At 57.2% G+C, this 16,837-nt stretch carries 11 protein-coding genes and 1 tRNA gene; 7 read left to right on the top strand and 5 right to left on the bottom strand.

From position 1 onward, the window contains the following. Window positions 1–310: 310 nt before the first annotated feature. Entirely contained in the window at window positions 311–1,141 is an 831-nt protein-coding gene (locus tag ACYSMN_RS02445) for a DNA/RNA non-specific endonuclease (RefSeq protein ID WP_488922250.1), read from the bottom strand. A 463-nt stretch (window positions 1,142–1,604) separates the two neighbouring features. Further along, on the bottom strand, window positions 1,605–3,815 hold the full coding sequence (locus tag ACYSMN_RS02440; protein WP_488922249.1) for a T9SS type A sorting domain-containing protein: 2,211 nt from the start codon (window positions 3,813–3,815) through the stop codon (window positions 1,605–1,607). A gap of 355 nt (window positions 3,816–4,170) precedes the next feature. Here ACYSMN_RS02440 and ACYSMN_RS02435 point away from each other — a divergent pair, with 355 nt between their 5' ends. The 3 genes from ACYSMN_RS02435 to ACYSMN_RS02425 all read left to right on the top strand — a co-directional run bounded on the left by ACYSMN_RS02435 (window position 4,171) and on the right by ACYSMN_RS02425 (window position 10,424). Next, window positions 4,171–5,529, top strand: coding sequence for a sigma-54-dependent transcriptional regulator (locus ACYSMN_RS02435; protein ID WP_488922248.1), 1,359 nt, complete (start codon window positions 4,171–4,173; stop codon window positions 5,527–5,529). Window positions 5,530–5,592: 63 nt separating this feature from the next. Beyond that, window positions 5,593–9,159 carry a PAS domain S-box protein gene (locus ACYSMN_RS02430; protein WP_488922247.1) on the top strand — a complete coding sequence of 1,189 codons (3,567 nt, stop codon included), beginning with the start codon at window positions 5,593–5,595 and terminating at the stop codon, window positions 9,157–9,159. A 203-nt stretch (window positions 9,160–9,362) separates the two neighbouring features. After that, a complete protein-coding gene (locus ACYSMN_RS02425) occupies window positions 9,363–10,424 on the top strand; it encodes a flavin-containing monooxygenase (RefSeq protein ID WP_488922246.1) in 1,062 nt (353 codons plus the stop codon). A gap of 325 nt (window positions 10,425–10,749) precedes the next feature. Here ACYSMN_RS02425 and ACYSMN_RS02420 read toward each other — a convergent pair whose 3' ends face one another. Further along, window positions 10,750–11,118 (bottom strand): T9SS type A sorting domain-containing protein, encoded by a 369-nt coding sequence (locus ACYSMN_RS02420; protein WP_488922245.1) that lies wholly within the window; start codon window positions 11,116–11,118, stop codon window positions 10,750–10,752. 175 nt (window positions 11,119–11,293) lie between these two features. Here ACYSMN_RS02420 and ACYSMN_RS02415 point away from each other — a divergent pair, with 175 nt between their 5' ends. From ACYSMN_RS02415 to ACYSMN_RS02405, 3 genes are all read left to right on the top strand, one after another. Next, on the top strand, window positions 11,294–12,409 hold the full coding sequence (locus tag ACYSMN_RS02415; RefSeq protein WP_488922244.1) for an NAD(P)/FAD-dependent oxidoreductase: 1,116 nt from the start codon (window positions 11,294–11,296) through the stop codon (window positions 12,407–12,409). Window positions 12,410–12,590: 181 nt separating this feature from the next. Then, window positions 12,591–13,730, top strand: coding sequence for a type III polyketide synthase (locus tag ACYSMN_RS02410; protein WP_488922243.1), 1,140 nt, complete (start codon window positions 12,591–12,593; stop codon window positions 13,728–13,730). A gap of 20 nt (window positions 13,731–13,750) precedes the next feature. Further along, window positions 13,751–14,455 (top strand): methyltransferase domain-containing protein, encoded by a 705-nt coding sequence (locus tag ACYSMN_RS02405; protein WP_488922242.1) that lies wholly within the window; start codon window positions 13,751–13,753, stop codon window positions 14,453–14,455. 213 nt (window positions 14,456–14,668) lie between these two features. Here the strand turns inward: ACYSMN_RS02405 and ACYSMN_RS02400 are convergent, their stop codons facing one another. Further along, complete coding sequence (locus tag ACYSMN_RS02400) at window positions 14,669–15,577, bottom strand: histone deacetylase family protein (protein WP_488922241.1); 909 nt, start codon at window positions 15,575–15,577, stop codon at window positions 14,669–14,671. Window positions 15,578–15,731: 154 nt separating this feature from the next. Continuing rightward, a tRNA-Val gene (locus ACYSMN_RS02395) sits at window positions 15,732–15,806 on the bottom strand. A gap of 194 nt (window positions 15,807–16,000) precedes the next feature. On the opposite strand from ACYSMN_RS02395, the gene ACYSMN_RS02390 reads away from it, so the two are divergent. Further along, window positions 16,001–16,684, top strand: coding sequence for a porin family protein (locus ACYSMN_RS02390; protein WP_488922240.1), 684 nt, complete (start codon window positions 16,001–16,003; stop codon window positions 16,682–16,684). Window positions 16,685–16,837: the final 153 nt, after the last annotated feature.

The following is a 16,837-nucleotide window of genomic DNA, read 5'->3' as shown; positions in this document are numbered from 1 at the left end:
TTCCGAAAAGCAAATTAGCCAGCTATTACCTCCCTATTACTAAACCGTTAAGCCTACTTGGGGGGCCTGTAAATGCAGAGAGCCGCGTTGCAGCGCGGCTCTCTATCTTCTTCACTTTTTCACTCACTTCACTCACTACGAAGGTACGATATGGCGGCGGGGGAAGTTTGGGTGAAAACTAGAATAACGAAATCTTAATACGAGAGCTGAACCGTTAGCATTCAGAATATTGCTTTAAACGCACATACCCTACTTTGCTCTAGCACGCCGAGGCACAAAACATTCAAAATAGGAAAGTCTTACCGACGAGTTAGTTCGTGGGGCCGCTGTCGACCCGTGACTCGATGGTGCTTTGTACCGAGCTGCTGACGGCTGACAGCAAATTGTAGCCCGTAGCCTGCTCAATAGCATCAACGGATGTGCGGTAGGTGGCCCAATTAGTATTAAGCGAATTGCTGTTGGGCGTATCGATGGCAATAACACGGGTACCAGTTGTGACGCGGCTAGCATCGCCGGAGCCGTTCGGCAGCACCACTATTACTTTCCAGCAACGCGCGGGCACCGTTATGTTGCCGCTAGCCACGGTTGTGGCGTAACCATTCGCGCCGGTGCCGCCGCGGCCGTAGCTACCACAGATGATGTAAAGCTCGTTGCCCGCGTTGGCGAGCGTACGGCAGTAGTTTTCGAGGCCGGCCCAGGTGCGTTGGTTGTTGTTAGGCGCCTGGGGCATCATGTTGGTCATTAGAAAGGTGGCTGAATTGTCAGCCACCGAACCGGTACGGTCGGCGGAAGGGCAGTTGTGGCCACGGTCGAAGCCGGAGCCGGAATAGCTGCTACTGCTGGCTTTGAACCAGCCCGAAGGCAGTGTGTTGTCGGGAGCGAAATTGTCTTGCCGAGCCGTGCTACCCAGCCAAGCGCTGCTTAAGTGCCAGCTCACCCAGTTCGGTATGGCCCGGTCGCGGTGATACGACATAGCGTATTGAGACTTCAGCAACAAGTAATTCGTGTATTGGCTGGCATCGGCAACGGCACCGCTCGGGTTACCCAGGGCAAGGTTACCATCGCGCGTAGCGGAGGCGTCGGCGGATTGCGCAACAGTAGTATGCTGGGGCGCCTGCAATTCGTCTTTTGAACAGGACACGGCTAACGAGGAGAGCAAGCCAAATGTAAGAATGCGGATAAACGTGCGCTTCATGAAAACGGGAGAGAGAATGAAAAAAGTCAAAAGTGAGAAGCCGCAACGCATCTTACGATATAGCTGCTAGCTGAATCACCGCGGCAAAATTGAAGTATTAAGCCGGCATCCCTGTTAATGGAATATTACCATTAACTACATCCATGTTAACTCTCACAACAGCGGCTTAATATTTATAATATTACTATATATGAGCTGTTCAACTTATATCATGAGTTGCAAGCCGCCCTTGTGTATCTGACTCACGACCAATTCAAAAGTTGGTGTAAGCGACTCCGCTGCTTTCTTTTATTGGGCGCCCTTTATCAGTCACTACAAACCGGGCGTCCCTACTCATTAGAAAATAGAAAAGCCCCGCTGGCAAAACCAGCGGGGCTTTTTAGAGCTTAGCAATAAGACTTTTCAGGGCCTACCGGCCAGTCAATACCAAACGTTTGCTGCCTAGTTGCTGCCCACGGTTACCCAGCAGTACTACGTTATACAGCCCAGCCGGCAGCGACTCGCCTGGTAATGCCATAATTTGCTGGCTGGCTGGCAACTGCCGCAGCAGAACGCCCCGCGTATCATAGATTTTCACCACGCCAGTAACTCCTTCACCCAAGCCCAAATTGCTGAGCGTCAGTTTCACATCAGTAGAACTAGCGGCCGGGTTAGGATACACCTCGAAGGCGGAAAGCTTGCTGCCGTTGAAAGCTACGGCTACTACGGGTGAGTAAGTCTGCGTCCCGTCGAAGTCCACTTGGCGCAGCCGGTAGTAGAGGGTGGTAGCGGAAGTAGCCGCGGCCTTTTCATCGCGGAAGCTGTAGCTGCGGGCGCCACTCGTCCCGGAACCAGCGACCTGGCCTAAAGCCACAAAACCATCTTCAGCTCGCGCGGCGCGTTCCACTACAAAGTAATCGTTGTTACGCTCCGAAGCCGTGCGCCAGGTGACCTCAACGGCCGAACCGACGGCGCGGGCTGCAAAGGCCGTCAACTTAACGGGCAATGGCGCGGGGGCCGTGATACTGAGCGGGAAGCCAGTTGGCCGGTCTTCGGCAAAGGCGTAGTAGATGCGCGTACGGTCCAGGGCCGACAAAGCCGAATTGACTTCTATTTCAACTCGCTGAAAATTCTGCGTCGTGAGGAAGAAAACCTCATTGCGGCCATCGGCCAGCAAAGACTGGCTCAGCAAACTTGCGCCGCTGGCCGACTCAATCAGTTGGTTGCCGTCGGGGCCGCCGTAGGTTCGGATAGTAATGCCGTTGAGCAATTGCGTGTTAAGTAGCCCAGTCCCTTGGCTGAGCACTACCCCGGCCGCGTTGCCGGCCACGCCAGTACCGTTGAGGTTCAGGCGTAGCGCGGTAGAAGTAAGCGCACTAGCCAGCCCGGTCCGAATTTCAGCATAGTCGTTGGGCGACAAGTTGGAGTCGGCGGCACGTTCGGGATTCAGCACGTTGATGTTGTTGGTGTTACAAACCACGCACAGCGCGCCATTGGTGGAAACCTGGAACTGGTTGGCTCCAGTGGAGAAATTAGATAGCACTGGGGTCTGGTCTTGAAAAACGCGCGGCTCAAGACCAAAACCGTAATAAATATTCAGGTTATCTAGTATGCTCACCGCACTACTGCGCGTGATTTGCACCTCATCGAAGGCCTGGCTGGTAGCGAAGCTGATTTGCTGCTGGCCATCGGGCAAAACGGTGATGCGGAGCAACTCCGGGCCAATGGCAGTTTCGCGTGGTACCCCATTTAGGAAGGTGGTGATGCGCAGGTTGGATAGCGCATTCAGATCAACCACTCCTTGTTGACCTACTACAAAGCCGGCGTAGTAGCCAGCAGGCGCGGGGTTTTCCAGCTTCACGCGTAGGGTATTTGGGCAGCTCGCGCCTACCAGCGTAGTGAAGGTAGCGAAGTTGGTGAGCGACTGGTCGGCTGCTCTTTCTGGATTGGCTACGTTGGAGTTGGCACAAACTGTCACGCCGTTGTCTACTACCGCCGTGCTGTAGCTCGTACCTTCAGTGGGGGTTCCGAAGCGCGAAACCACTCCCCGCGCCGTCTGCACCAAGTTGGCATCGACGCCATAGGCGTAGTACACATTGAACTCGTAGCTCAAGTTCGCCACTGAAGCAGCTTCAATTTCAAGTTGGTTGAATGACTCCCTCGTCACAAACTCCAGTCGGCCTGGTTGAGAAGTACCCAGAATAGTCCGGGCCGCCGATGTTGCGATGACGGTTTCGCGCAACACCGAAGTGTTGCCAGTTTTTAGGTAGGTACGAATAGTTATGGCACCAATAGCTGATAGGCCAGTATGGCTACCGATGAGCAAGCCAGCGCGGTAGTTGGCAGGCACCGTCCCCGACATACCCAGCCGTAATGACACCGGAAAAAGACCCGCCGCTACAATTGAGGGGCGTAGCGTAGCATAGTCCGTTAAGTCGCGGTTGGCGGCACGTTGAGGGTTGGTGACCTCACCGTAGCACACGGTCCCTACGATCACACCCAAGTCAACACAAGTGCGATTAGCCTCAGCTTGATCTGTGTTGGAATAGTAAGCCGGACCAGGCTGCGCCATGGCGCCAGCCAGCAGTAGCAGCGATGCAGCTACCAAGGCCAAAGAGCGGAAGTAGAAGTACTGTTTCATGACAAGCAGAAAAACACCTAGTCAATTCGACTCAGGATGATTTTCGCTTGTACAATCCGGTTGCCATTATCCTTTTCTAACCTAATACTTCTGATAGTCAACGTGTTGATTACATAATAAAAAATATATATCCTCCCAATACTAGATTAGGCTTCCTAATTCGAGAAAAAAATGGTAATCCCCATTTTTCCCTGCTATACTCGCACTCCGCCTCCTACTCCACCTCTACCCAAGCTATCGAAACATCACCCCCAGAACGGAACACTACCCGAGCGCCTGGCACGTGACCAGCGCTCTTTACGTGTTTATAGTTTTGGTTGTTTCCGACTTGCTTGGTTAAGCATTCCGCGCCATAATGTCCGCTAACTCTCCCCTCCACATCTTCATAGTCGAGGACAACGCCTGGTATGGCGAGCTGCTCGAATACAAACTAGCGCAGAATCCGGACTACCAGATTCAGCGTTTTACCACGGCTCAGACCTGCCTCGACCATCTCAGCGAGCAGCCCGACCTCATCACCCTCGACTATAATCTACCTGACGGGAAGGGCGACCAGGTACTGCGCCAAATAAAGGAGCGGCTGCCGGAAGTAGCTATCATCATCATATCGGGCCAGGAAGATGTGCGCACCGCCATAGGATTGCTCCGGCAGGGTGCTTACGACTACCTCGTAAAGGACGAAGAGACGGTCGACCGGCTCTGGAATTCAGTTGGCAACGTGCGCAAGCAAATTCAGCTCAAACGCGAAAATGAGCGGCTGCGGGAGCAAATAGGCCAGAAATACGACCCCACCAGAGCCATCCTCGGCAATAGTCCGCAGATCCGGCAGCTTAGCGCCCTCATCGAAAAAGCCGCCCGCACCAACATCACCGTCTCGCTCAGCGGCGAAACTGGCACCGGCAAAGAGTTGGTAGCCAAAGCTATTCACTATCTGTCGCCGCGCCGCGAACATGCCTTTGTTGCCGTAAACGTGGCGGCTATTCCGCGGGAGCTGTTGGAAAGTGAGCTATTTGGGCACGAAAAGGGCGCTTTCACCGGAGCCATCAACCGCCGTATTGGTCGGTTTGAGGAAGCCCACCGGGGCACGCTCTTTCTGGATGAAATAGCTGAGCTGCCACTGGATTTGCAAGCCAAACTGCTACGCGTGCTGCAAGAGCGCGAAGTAACCCGCGTCGGCGGCGGGCAGCCCATCCCGTTTGATGCGCGCCTGATGGTAGCCACGCACCGGGACCTGACGGTAGAGGTGCACCAGGAGCGGTTTCGGGAAGACCTGTACTACCGGCTGCTGGGCTTACCCATTGTGCTACCTCCGCTCCGGGAGCGGGGGCAAGACATTTTGCTGCTAGCCGAGTCCTTTCTGGATGAATTCTGCTCCCAGAACAACTTATCGGCTTGCCGGCTCTCGGAAGAAGCCCGCAACTTGCTGTTGCGCTACCCTTTCCCGGGGAACGTGCGCGAGCTGAAAGCTGTAATAGAGCTGGCGGCCGTGCTGGCCGAAAACGATATTATTCAGCCGCAGGACCTTTCGTTGCGGGCGCAGGGCATTGGAGGCCAACCACCTGCTAATGAGTCGTTGCGGGCGCAGGTAGCGGCTATCGTGCAACGCTATTTGGATGCCCACCAGGGAAATATTTTACAAGTTGCGAGCAAGCTTCAAATCGGAAAGTCCACTATTTATCGTATGGCTCAGAACAACGAGGTTCGGCTTCGGTAGGCCCAGTGTGGGCTTGCCTCGGCCACCAAAGCCGCGTTGTTCTTCGCTCAGACAACGTGCCTTATGAGTTTTGCTGCTAACTCCATTATTCACCGCCAGCTGCAGCGCAAGCTGCGTCTAGCCCGGCACGCCCAACGCACTCTTCAACAGGAATTACAGCACCTACGCGAGAAGCTAAACCAGCAGAACCTGGCCGCCGCCAACCAATTAACGGCCCTGCTCCAAACCATGAGCACGGGCCTGCTGGCGGCCAACCGTGACAGCCGCGTGTTGCTGCTCAACCAACGCTATTGCGACCTATTGAACCTGCCCAACCCGCCCGAGCATTATCGGGGTGCCGAAGGCATGGTGATGTGGGAGGAGTTCAAGGAATCTGTCCGCTACCCCGACCAAATACAAGCGGCCACCGGTGAGGCGGTACACAATCGTCATCGCCATACGTTGTTGGTGGAAATGCTGGATGGGCGGATTTTGCAGCAGGACTATCTGCCCGTGCTGCAAAACGGCCAAACCGAGCTGCACTTGTGGAGCTACGAAGATGTGACCGACCAGCAACGGGTAGCAATGCGGGTGCGGGAACTGTCGCAGTTGGCGGAGCAGAGCCCCTCACCCATTATTTGCTTCGGGAGCGACGGGCAGGCCCGCTACGCCAATCCGGCCGCCGCCGCGGTGCTGCGCGCCCTGGATCAGCCCCAGTGGCAAAGTGACCGAGCTTTTCTGCAAGAGCAAGTTCAAGCGGCTTTACTCGACAATACGCCCCGTATTCTTGAGCGAGAACTGGATGGCAGCTTCTACCACTGGACCATTGTGCCACTCGCGCGCGAAGCAGCGGCCAATGTATACCTGACTGACATTACGGCTCGGCGGCAGGCCGAAACGGAACTGCGGCACAGCCAGCTGTTCACGACTCGCATCAACGACACCATTCCCGCCGTGGTGTTTCTCTACGACCTGGAAGCCCACCAACTGGCCTATATCAACCGCCAAGCGGAGCGCGTACTCGGCTACACCGAGCTGGAGTTGCGAGAATTGGGTCCGGGCCTACTGACGCACATTCTGCACCCCGACGACCAGCAGGACCTAGCTGACAAGTACACCCACCTGCTTTCTTTGCCCGATGCGGAACTCAGTACCGGCGAGTACCGCGTGCAGCACCGCGACGGAAGCTGGCGCTGGCTCTGGATACGCAGCACAGTATTCACGCGCAACGCGGCGGGCAAAGTGCGCCAGATGCTGTGTAGCGCCGAAGATATTACCGAGCGCAAAGCCACTGCCGAAGCCCTGCGCCAGAGCCAGCTGCTCGTGGAACGTGTAGCCTACACGGCGCCTAACCTCATCTATATCTACGACTTGGTGGAAAAGCGTAACATCTACGCCAACCGCCGCATTGAGCAATTGCTGGGCTATACCGAAGCTGAGCTACAGGCCTTGGGCCACAACATGACGACGCACATTCTGCCCCTGGCGGAAGCCAAGCCCATGCGTGAGCATCTGGAGCAGGTAGCCAAACTGGCCGATGGCGAAGTCCTAACGCTGGAATACTCGCTCTACCACCGCAACGGCTCCATGCGCTGGCTACGCATCACCAACACTCCTTTCGAACGCGACGCTGCTGGCCAAGTGCTTCGCATTGTGGGTACCGGAGAAGATATTACACGCTGGAAGGTGGCCGATGAGCAGCGCCGCACGGCCAATCGGCGCCTAGCCGAGCAGAACCGTCTGTTCCGGCAAGTAATTGATACGGCCCCACACCTCATCTATCTCAAAGACAACCAGGGCAATTATCTGCTGGCCAACCAGGCTACCGCGGAGCTATACGGCATGACGCCCGAGCAAATTGTCAGCACTCGGCCCGAAGAGCTGCTGGGGGCGCCGCCCGCCGACCAGCACCTTCAGCACGATGAGGAAGTGCTGCGCAACAGCCAGGAATTGATTCGGGAAGAAACTTTCACTCGGCCCGATGGCGAAGTACAGTGGTTTTATAGCATCAAGCGGCCCTTTGTGCTGGCCGATGGTAGTATGCAGGTGCTGGGAGTCGATACCAACATCACGGAACTGAAACGCACCCAGCTGGACCTAAAGGCAGCGAAGGAAGCCGCCGAGGAAAATGCCCAGGCCAAGCAAAATTTTCTGGCCAACATGAGCCACGAAATCCGCACGCCCCTAAACGGTATTCTGGGTATGGCCGGGCTGCTAGCCAAAACGCCGCTCGACGACCAGCAAAACCAATATCTAGGGCACATTCGCCACTCCGCCGACCATTTGCTCGTCGTCATCAACGACATTTTGGCGATGGCGCAGCTGGGCGCTGGCAAAATCAGGCCGGAGATTATTCCGTTTGACTTGCGGGAAGTATTGCAGGCCAGCCAGGAGTCGTTGCTGCCGCGGGCGCAGGAAAAAGGCATTGCACTGGAGCTAGAGTTGCCCCCGTTTTCGGTGCCTACCACGGTGCTCGGCGACCCTCACCGGCTGCGCCAAGTGCTGCTCAATTTGCTGTCCAACGCCGTTAAGTTCACTGAGCAAGGCCACGTGCTGCTCAGTTGCCGCTCCCTCAGCCAAACCGACAAAGAAGCGGTGTTCGAATTCAAAGTCACCGATACCGGGCCGGGAATTCAAGCGAGCAGGCTGGAAGAGATGTTTGAACCCTTCACGCAGGCGTCGGCTAGTACCGCGCGCGAATACGGCGGCTCGGGGCTCGGGCTCAGCATTTCGCGGGGGCTAGTATATTTGATGGGCGGCAATATGTGGGCCGAAAGTCGCTTGCACGAAGGCAGTACCTTTAGCTTTACGCTACCATTTTATCCTGTCGATCCTAGCACCGTACAAACCGCTGTGCCTGCCTCCACAAATTACCGCCAGCTGGGTCCGCGCCGGGTGCTGCTAGCCGAAGATAATCCCATCAATCAATTCTTAGTAGAATCGTTGCTGGGCGGCTGGGGCTGGACCGTAGATACCGCCGCCACCGGCCCCGACGCGCTGGACCTCTTCGAGCAGAACAGCTACGACGTGGTGCTCATGGACATCCAGATGCCTGGCATGGACGGCGTGACGGCCACCCAGCTGCTGCGCCAACACCCCGACGTGCACCGCGCCAGTACACCCGTAGTGGCTCTTACGGCCCACGCGCTACGGGGCGAGGCGGAGCGCTACGCTCAGGCAGGCTTCTCCGGCTACTTATCTAAACCGTTCCGCGAGGAAGAACTGTTTCAGACTATTGCCGCTGCACTGGGCCAACGGCCGGCAGTAGGCACCACAGACGAAGCCGTGACGCCGCTCGAAACGCCGACTTCGCTCTATAGCCTGAGCGGCATTCGGCGTTTGGCGCACGGCAACGAGGAGTTTGTCCGCCGACTGGCTCAGCTCTTCATTCAGACCACCCCACCCGCCGTGCGCGAATTGGAAACGCACGCGGCATCCAACAACAACGAGCAACTGGCGGCCACGGCTCACCACCTCAAAAGCGCGCTCGACGGACTACACGTGCGTAGTTTGCACGGTCCTATTCGTCGCCTCGAAGCCTGCGGCGATACCCCTATTGCCCCCGCCGAAGTACAGCAGCTTGTGGCATTGGTCCGGGACGTGACGGAGAAAGTGATGACGGGCCTGCGACAGGACTTTCCGGGATTGTGAGCACGGTGCCAGCCTGGCTTTCGGCTTGTGAGACGTGAGACAGCGGGACATGAGAAGTGAGATGGGCGCAAGTGTTGCAGAGTATTACAGGCAAGATTATGAGCGGCTCTTATTGGCCGGCGCTTGAGTGGTGCGCTACATTAGACACGAACTTGTTTGTCTAACTTCTAAGCTCTAAAGTCTCACTACTTCAACCAGAGCGCATGGCTGATTTCTCTTTCGATACGCTCATTATTGGGGCCGGACAGGCGGGGCTGGCAGCGGCTTACTATCTTCAGCAGCACGGCGTAGACTTCGCTGTGCTTGATGAGCGAACGAGTGTGGGAGAAGTCTGGGCCACCCGCTTCGACGCGCTACGGCTTTTTTCACCGCAGTGGGCCAGCGGGCTACCCGGCCGACCTTGGCCGGGAGCCGCGCTGCACTACCCATCCAAAGATGAAGCGGCGGCCTACCTGCGCAACTATGCGGCGCACTTTGGTTTTCGGGTGCATTTGGAGCAGCGGATTACTCGCCTAAGCTTAGCGCCGGACGGAGCAGCAGGCTACCTTGTGCAAACAGCAGCGGGCCGCACCTACCTTGCCCGGCGCGTTGTGGTGTGCACGGGGGCCTACTCGGCGCCGCGGGTGCCTAGCTTCGCGGAGCAGTTGCCCGGCAACGTGCAGCAATTGCATAGCAGCCAGTATCGAAACCCAACGCAATTTCTGGGCGCCGGACCCGTGGCGGTAGTGGGCAGCGGCAACTCGGCTCTGCAAATTGCGGCCGACTTAGCCATCACCGGCCGCCCCGTCTACGCCGCTTTCGATGACCGAACTCCAGCCTTCCCGAACAACCAAGCTACTTGGGTACTGCTAAAATCCACTGGCCTGCTGCGCGTATCGCGCTATAATGTGGTGGGGCGCAGCATGATGAACCGGCCGGAACCCATAGTAAGTGGCGACTTGCAACGGCTGCGCCGCTTCGCCAACGCGCATTTCATTGGCAGAGCCACCGGAGCCAGTTCTGATGGCGCGTTGCAAGGCCGGCGTGCTACCACTCCACCACTGCACGCCGTGGTATGGGCCACCGGCTTCGGCCCCGATTTCAGCTGGATAGACCTCCCCATTTTCCATACCGATGGTACGCCCCGCCACCACTACGGCATTACGGACGCGCCGGGCGTTGTTTTTCTGGGGCTGCCGTGGCTCAACAGCCGCAGCTCGGCCCTAATGGGCGGCGCGGGTGCCGATGCCCAACACGTGGTGAAACGTTTGCTCGCTAGCACATAATTATGCTGCAACTACTCCCCACCTTTTAAGGTTGTAGATGAAATACCTGCCCCGATGCTATACCGCTCTGCGAGGTATCACCGTTTCAGGAGTCTCTTTTGCCCTTTTAACCCTTTGTACTATGTCTCTCCTAATCTTCCTGGGTATCGCTTTGGCCACTGCCCTCCTCGCCATCAACACGTTCGACCAACTAAAAGCGGCGCTCACGCCCGCGCCCGTACGCGCCAACAACGGCCGCTAAGCTCTGAAGCGCATAAGAAAAGGCCCCGTCTGGATCCAGACGGGGCCTTTTCTTATGCGCTTCTAAACCAGACTAAGCCAGCAGTTAGCGAATAACGAGCTTGCGCATTTCGCTGGCGTTGTCGGCTTCCAGCTTCACGTAGTAAAGGCCGTTGGCGAACTTGCTTAGGTCGAGGGTTTTGGTGAACCGCTCATTCAACTCCGTGATGGTTTCGCGGTAGATAACCGAGCCAATTACGTTAAGCACCCGCAATTCTATCTTGCGGCCTTCAAAACCATTTACAGCAATGTGGACGATACCCGTGCTCGGGTTGGGATATACAAGCAGGGTACGTTCTTCAGTGGGACGAGTAGCACGAGGGGCGGTTATGGGCGCCGCTGAGGCCGTGCTGCCACTCAACGAGCTAACCGCAAGGAGTAGCACAAAAAAACAGTAGCGTAGGTGTGTCATCATAGCGGACCGCAGAGGTGTTAAAAAGCACGTACAGGATACTTCGTAAAACGTTAGGTATCCAATTAGGTTTGCAAAGATATTATGGGATTCTTAATTAGAAAAATAAAATATAATTTCTTCTTGAAGTGTTTTTGATTTTATTGCTGTCAACCAACCTTTTAACGCATAAAACAAGTTGGATGTTCTCATTATTGGCGGCGGGTTAGGAGGCCTCGTGGCTGCGCTCGACCTACGGGCCCGTGGCTACCAAGTAACGGTAGTGGAGCGGCAGCAATACCCGTTTCATCGGGTGTGCGGCGAGTATATTTCCAACGAAGTACTTCCCTATTTGCGGCGTCTGGATGCCGACCCTGCCGTGCTTAGGCCCGCTCAACTCACCCGTTTCGAGGTATCGTCGCCGGGGGGGCGTACGCTGTCGGTGCCGCTGGACCTAGGCGGTTTTGGTGTGAGCCGCTACGCGCTGGATTATTACCTATTTCAGCTGGCTGAGGCGCGGGGCATTACGGTGTTGCAACGGGCCACGGTAACGGGCGTGGCGTACGCCGCTGCTACTGACAGCCACAGCGTAACGCTAGCCGACGGGCGGCAACTAGAAGCGCGCACCGTGCTAGGGGCTTTTGGCAAGCGCAGCACCCTCGACCGGCAGCTCCAACGGCCCTTTTTTCAGCAACGCTCGCCCTACATCGGCGTGAAACACCACCTGCGGCTCGATTATCCCACGGACCTCATTGCGCTGCACAATTTCTCGGATGGCTACGCGGGCATTTCGGCGGTGGAAGATGGGCGCTATTGCTTCTGCTACCTCACCACCCGCCAGAATTTGAAGCAGCAAGGCACCATCGCGCGGCTGGAGCAAAACGTGCTGGCCCAGAACCCGCTGCTGCGGCGCATTTTCGCGGAAGCGGAGTTCTTGTACGCGCAGCCGGAAGTCATCAACGAAATTTCCTTCGCCCCCAAAACGGCCGTGGAAGACCATATGTTGCTGTGCGGCGACGCCGCAGGCCTTATCACGCCACTTTGCGGCAACGGCATGGCCATGGCTTTGCACGGCGCTCAGCTGGCCAGCGCCCACCTCCACGAATTCCTACAAGGCCGCATCACCCGCCCAGCCCTAGAAGCCCGCTACCGCCACGACTGGCAAGCACACTTCGGCCGGCGGCTGCGGGTGGGGCGGCTGGTACAGGGCCTATTTGGGCGGCCGCTGTTAAGCGAAGCGGTAGTACGCGGCTTGCGCCACTGGCCCGGCGCGGTCCACACCCTCATGCGCCAAACGCACGGCAAGGAGTTTTGAGCTGGTTTAGCCTTGCAAGCGCCGGCAAATATTGCTTTAATTGGTTCTCTGCACAGATAATCACGGCATGTGTCGGCTTTAGTTTGATGCGCCTTATGCCACGACACTTGTGCCTTGCGTATGTAGGGTGGTGTATACGTCGCTTCATACACTCACCCCCTAATTCCGTATACTGCAGTTAATGACCATCAGCTACCTGAGTGCCATTGGCACGGCCAACCCGCCCCACCGTCTTCCGCAAGCCCAGATTGGGGATTTTATGGCTCGTGCCCTGCAGTTTGATGGGGATGAAACGCGCAAGCTCCGGGCCCTATACCGCCTGTCAGGCATCGGCTACCGCTACACCGTACTGCCCGACTATGGCCGTACCAACGGCGACTTCACGTTCTTTCCCAACACGCCTGATTTAGAGCCTTTCCCCTCCGTAGGCGCTCGGATGCGGGTGTATCGGCAAGAGGCCTTGCCGCTGGCCGCCGCTGCCGCCGCAAACTGTTTGCAGCAAGCCCCCGACATTTCGGCTGACTCGCTCACGCACCTGATTTCGGTGAGCTGTACCGGCATGTACGCGCCGGGACTGGATATTGAGCTGGTAAACCACTTAGGACTGCGGCCCGACGTGCAACGCACCTGCGTGAATTTCATGGGTTGCTACGCCGCCTTCAATGCGCTAAAGCTGGCCGACGCCATTTGCCGGGCCGATGCGGGTGCCCGTGTGCTAGTGGTGTGCACCGAGCTTTGCACCATTCATTTTCAGAAGCACCACGAAGAAGACCACCTCATCTCCAACGCCTTGTTCGGTGACGGAGCCGCTGCCGTGCTGGTGCTGGGCCGACCATCGGGAAACCGGCCGCACTTAGCGTTGGAAGCCTTTCATTGCGGCTTGGAGCCCGATGGCCACGCCGATATGGCCTGGCACGTTAATGATTTTGGGTTTGAGATGACGCTTTCCTCGTACGTGCCCAAGCTCATTCAGCGCGGTATTCGGCGCCTCACCGACGACCTGCTTCGCAACTTACCGGTGCAATTGGCCGACATCCACCACTTCGCCATTCATCCGGGCGGGCGGCGCATCCTCGAAACCATTGAGCAAGAGCTGGGCCTAACTGCGCAAGACAACCGCCCAGCCTATCACGTGCTGCGCGAGTACGGCAATATGTCGTCGGCAACGGTGCTGTTTGTGCTGCGCGAATTACTCAGCACTTTCACGGCCGCCGATGCCGGCGCCCCCGTACTGAGCTTCGCCTTCGGACCAGGCCTAACGCTGGAAGCCATGCTGCTGCGGGTGGTTATCAATGAAGAATTAGTGGGCGAGGGCGTTTAGAAAGTTCTTTATTCTTCACTATGCCTGATTTTTCTCGGCGCGCGACGGAAGAAGAGTTGATGGATGACTTGTCGTTGGCTTCTGACGCGTTGCGTCGTAACCTTGATGAGCTGGAAACTATCAACACCTGGCTGGGAGGTTATGCGCCCGTGCTAGATGCGTTGAAGCAGTTGCGCCCGCAGTTTCCGACGGGCCGGCCACTGCGCCTCGCCGACCTCGGCAGCGGGGGCGGCGACACGTTACGCCACATTGCACGCTGGGCCCGCCGCCACCAGATTCCAGTGGAGTTGGTCGGCATCGATGCCAATGCCTTCATGCTCGACTACGCGGCGGCTAAAGCCCAGAACTACCCCGAAATCAGCTTTCAGCAGCAGGATATATTCTCCGCCGACTTTCAGCGGCAATCCTTTGATATCTTGACGTGTAGCCTGTTTTGCCACCATTTTTCCGATGAAAGCTTGGTGCAATTGCTTCAGCAGTGGCAGCAGCAAGCCCGTACCGCCGTCATCATCAATGATTTGCACCGGCACCCGCTGGCCTACTACAGCATCAAGTGGCTCACTCGCCTGTTTCGCGGCTCCTATCTGGTTCAAAACGATGCGCCGCTGTCTGTAGCTCGCGCCTTCACCCGCTCCGATTGGCAGTCGTTGCTACGGCAGGCTGGTATTCAACACTACGCTTTGCGTTGGCGTTGGGCCTTTCGGTGGCAGGTGGTACTACGGTGAATCTTCTTTCTCTCGTGGCAGGCATAGCGTGTACTTGCAAGGTAGTTCTGCCTGTCATTGCGAGCGGAGCGACGCAATCCTTCCTCTCACAGCGCCAAGCCAATTGAAGCGAAAAGCATTTGAGATTAGCACACTACTGCCAGGGGCTTGGTCTAATCAAGTAAAGCTTTGTGCAGGAGAGGAAAGATTGCTCCTCTCGCAATGACAGGCCGCTTAGCCCCACAAATCGGCAGCTACGCGGAAGGTGTTGGCGTGGGCTTCTACGATGTCGGCGATGCGCGGGGAGTAGCCGCCGCCCATGCACACGACCACCGGAATTTCGTGGCGGTGGCAGAGGTGTAGCACAAACTCGTCGCGCTGGCGGCAACCGGTGCGGCTCAGGGCCAGGTGGCCTAGCTTGTCGGTTTCCAGTACATCGACGCCGCTGAGGTAGAAGATGAAATCGGGCTGCTGCTCGTCAAGTAAGCGGGGTAGCGTGTTGTGCAGCAGGCTCAGGTAGGTGGCGTCGTCGGTGGCGTCGGGGAGCGGGAGGTCGAGGTCGGATTGCTCTTTGCGGTGAGGGTAGTTGCGGGCGCCGTGCATGGAAAACGTAAATACGCGTGGCTCATGCCGGAAGATGCTGGCCGTACCGTTGCCCTGATGCACGTCCAGGTCCACGATGAGCACCTTGCGGACGTCGAACTCCGGGTGGGTCAGTAGATAATCAGCGGCGGTGGCTTGGTCGTTGAGCAGGCAGAATCCTTCGCCCCGGTCCCGAAACGCGTGGTGCGTGCCGCCCGCAATGTTGAGGGCCACGCCACCCGCCAAGGCCCGGCGCGCGCACTCGATGGTCCCGCCCAGAATTGTGACTTCGCGCTCTATCAGCTGGGGGCTCCACGGAAAACCCGTGGCCCGCTCCTCGTGGCGCGTGAGCTGGCCGGCGCAAAGGCGCTGGTAGTAGTCGGGCGCGTGAGTGCGCTCAATATCTACCACGGGTGGCGGTGTGGGCACGAAGAATGCGCTTTCTGGCACCGTGCCTTCCCGCAGCAGCTGCTCCGGTAGCAACTCGTATTTGAGCATCGGGAAACGGTGGTTGGCCGGCAGCGGGTGAGCGTAGAGCGGCGCCCAGGCAATAGAGAGCATGTACGAGGAATTTGCGGAGCTAATTAGTAGGTCAACAGCAAGCACACTTGCTGTTGACCTACGTTTCTAAAAAACCTACGCCTGTCGCACAAGGCCAGAAACGAAAATAACCGCCGGGTTGGGGCGGTTACTTCGGATTCGGGGAAGGTTTGAGTGGGGCGTACTGGGCTCGAACCAGTGACCCCTACCTTGTCGAGGTAGTGCTCTGAACCAACTGAGCTAACGCCCCGCAAACCTTCTGGCGGCGGCCGGAAAGCGCCAAAGATACTAGCCGCCGCAGAAGTAGCAGCATACGGCGCAATAAAAAGATTATGGCCTCCGCCTTCTGCTAGCGCAACCTTCAAAGCCGCAGCAAGTATAGCGCCTGTAGAATGCCCTAGCAGCAATTTGCCTGCTTTTTCTCACCTCAACTCTCGACCTCTCATGAAAAACCTTGCTTTACTTTTCGCACTTACTTTGGCTTCGCTCACGGCTGCCCAGGCCCAGGAACGCGTAGGTGGTATCCGCTCCTCAACCGACTACCAAGCCAGCACCAGCGACTCCCGCAACAATGGCTTCGGCATTAAAGGCGGCTTCAACCTAGCCGACCTACGCGGCGGCGACAAGGGAGCCTACCAAAACCTGGAAAGCTTGAAAAGCTACCATGCGGGCCTATATGCGCAGTTCGGCGTCAACGACAAAGTCTCGATTCAGCCGGAGTTCCTCTTCACGCGTAAAGGATTCAACGCCCAGCAGTTTGACCCCGTAACGGGCGTGGCATCGGGCCAGCAACGCGAAACCCGCCTCGACTACGTGCAGATTCCGGTGCTGTTCGTCTACAACGTGCTCGATAACGTGAGCCTGCACGTGGGCCCACAGGCTTCCTTGCTCGTGCGGGCCAAGTACGCCGGTACCGAGCGCGGCATCTCCGACGCCGGCCTCAACAGCCTGGAGTATGGCGTGGTAGGCGGCGTGGAAGCCCGCATCGGCCCAGCCCGAATCGGTGCCCGCTACGACCTTGGCCTAGCCGACATCTACAACGACCCGAAAGACGCGCAGGCCAACACGTACGACAACGTGAAAAACGGCGTGTTTCAAGTGTATCTGGGGGTAGGTTTCACTAACTAGCCTCCACTTTAGCCATAAGAAAAAGGAAGCCGTTGGGCTTCCTTTTTTTATGTACGCTTGGTGTAACAGCGCGGGCTTCGGTCTGTAATTGCTGGCATGAAAACAACTACTCCAACGAAAGGAGCTACGGACTGAAGTCCGTGCTACTATCAT

Source organism: Hymenobacter sp. M1-2 (assembly GCF_057808495.1).
Note: the sequence above shows the minus strand (reverse complement) of the source record. Positions and strands in the feature narration are given on the sequence as shown.

Coding starts and splice junctions, on each gene's coding strand:
- ACYSMN_RS02435 (WP_488922248.1), top strand. CDS start 4,171: ATGTCCGCTAACTCTCCCCTCCACATCTTCATAGTCGAGGACAACGCC.
- ACYSMN_RS02400 (WP_488922241.1), bottom strand. CDS start 15,577: ATGCTCTCTATTGCCTGGGCGCCGCTCTACGCTCACCCGCTGCCGGCC.
- ACYSMN_RS02430 (WP_488922247.1), top strand. CDS start 5,593: ATGAGTTTTGCTGCTAACTCCATTATTCACCGCCAGCTGCAGCGCAAG.
- ACYSMN_RS02440 (WP_488922249.1), bottom strand. CDS start 3,815: ATGAAACAGTACTTCTACTTCCGCTCTTTGGCCTTGGTAGCTGCATCG.
- ACYSMN_RS02420 (WP_488922245.1), bottom strand. CDS start 11,118: ATGATGACACACCTACGCTACTGTTTTTTTGTGCTACTCCTTGCGGTT.
- ACYSMN_RS02410 (WP_488922243.1), top strand. CDS start 12,591: ATGACCATCAGCTACCTGAGTGCCATTGGCACGGCCAACCCGCCCCAC.
- ACYSMN_RS02390 (WP_488922240.1), top strand. CDS start 16,001: ATGAAAAACCTTGCTTTACTTTTCGCACTTACTTTGGCTTCGCTCACG.
- ACYSMN_RS02425 (WP_488922246.1), top strand. CDS start 9,363: ATGGCTGATTTCTCTTTCGATACGCTCATTATTGGGGCCGGACAGGCG.
- ACYSMN_RS02405 (WP_488922242.1), top strand. CDS start 13,751: ATGCCTGATTTTTCTCGGCGCGCGACGGAAGAAGAGTTGATGGATGAC.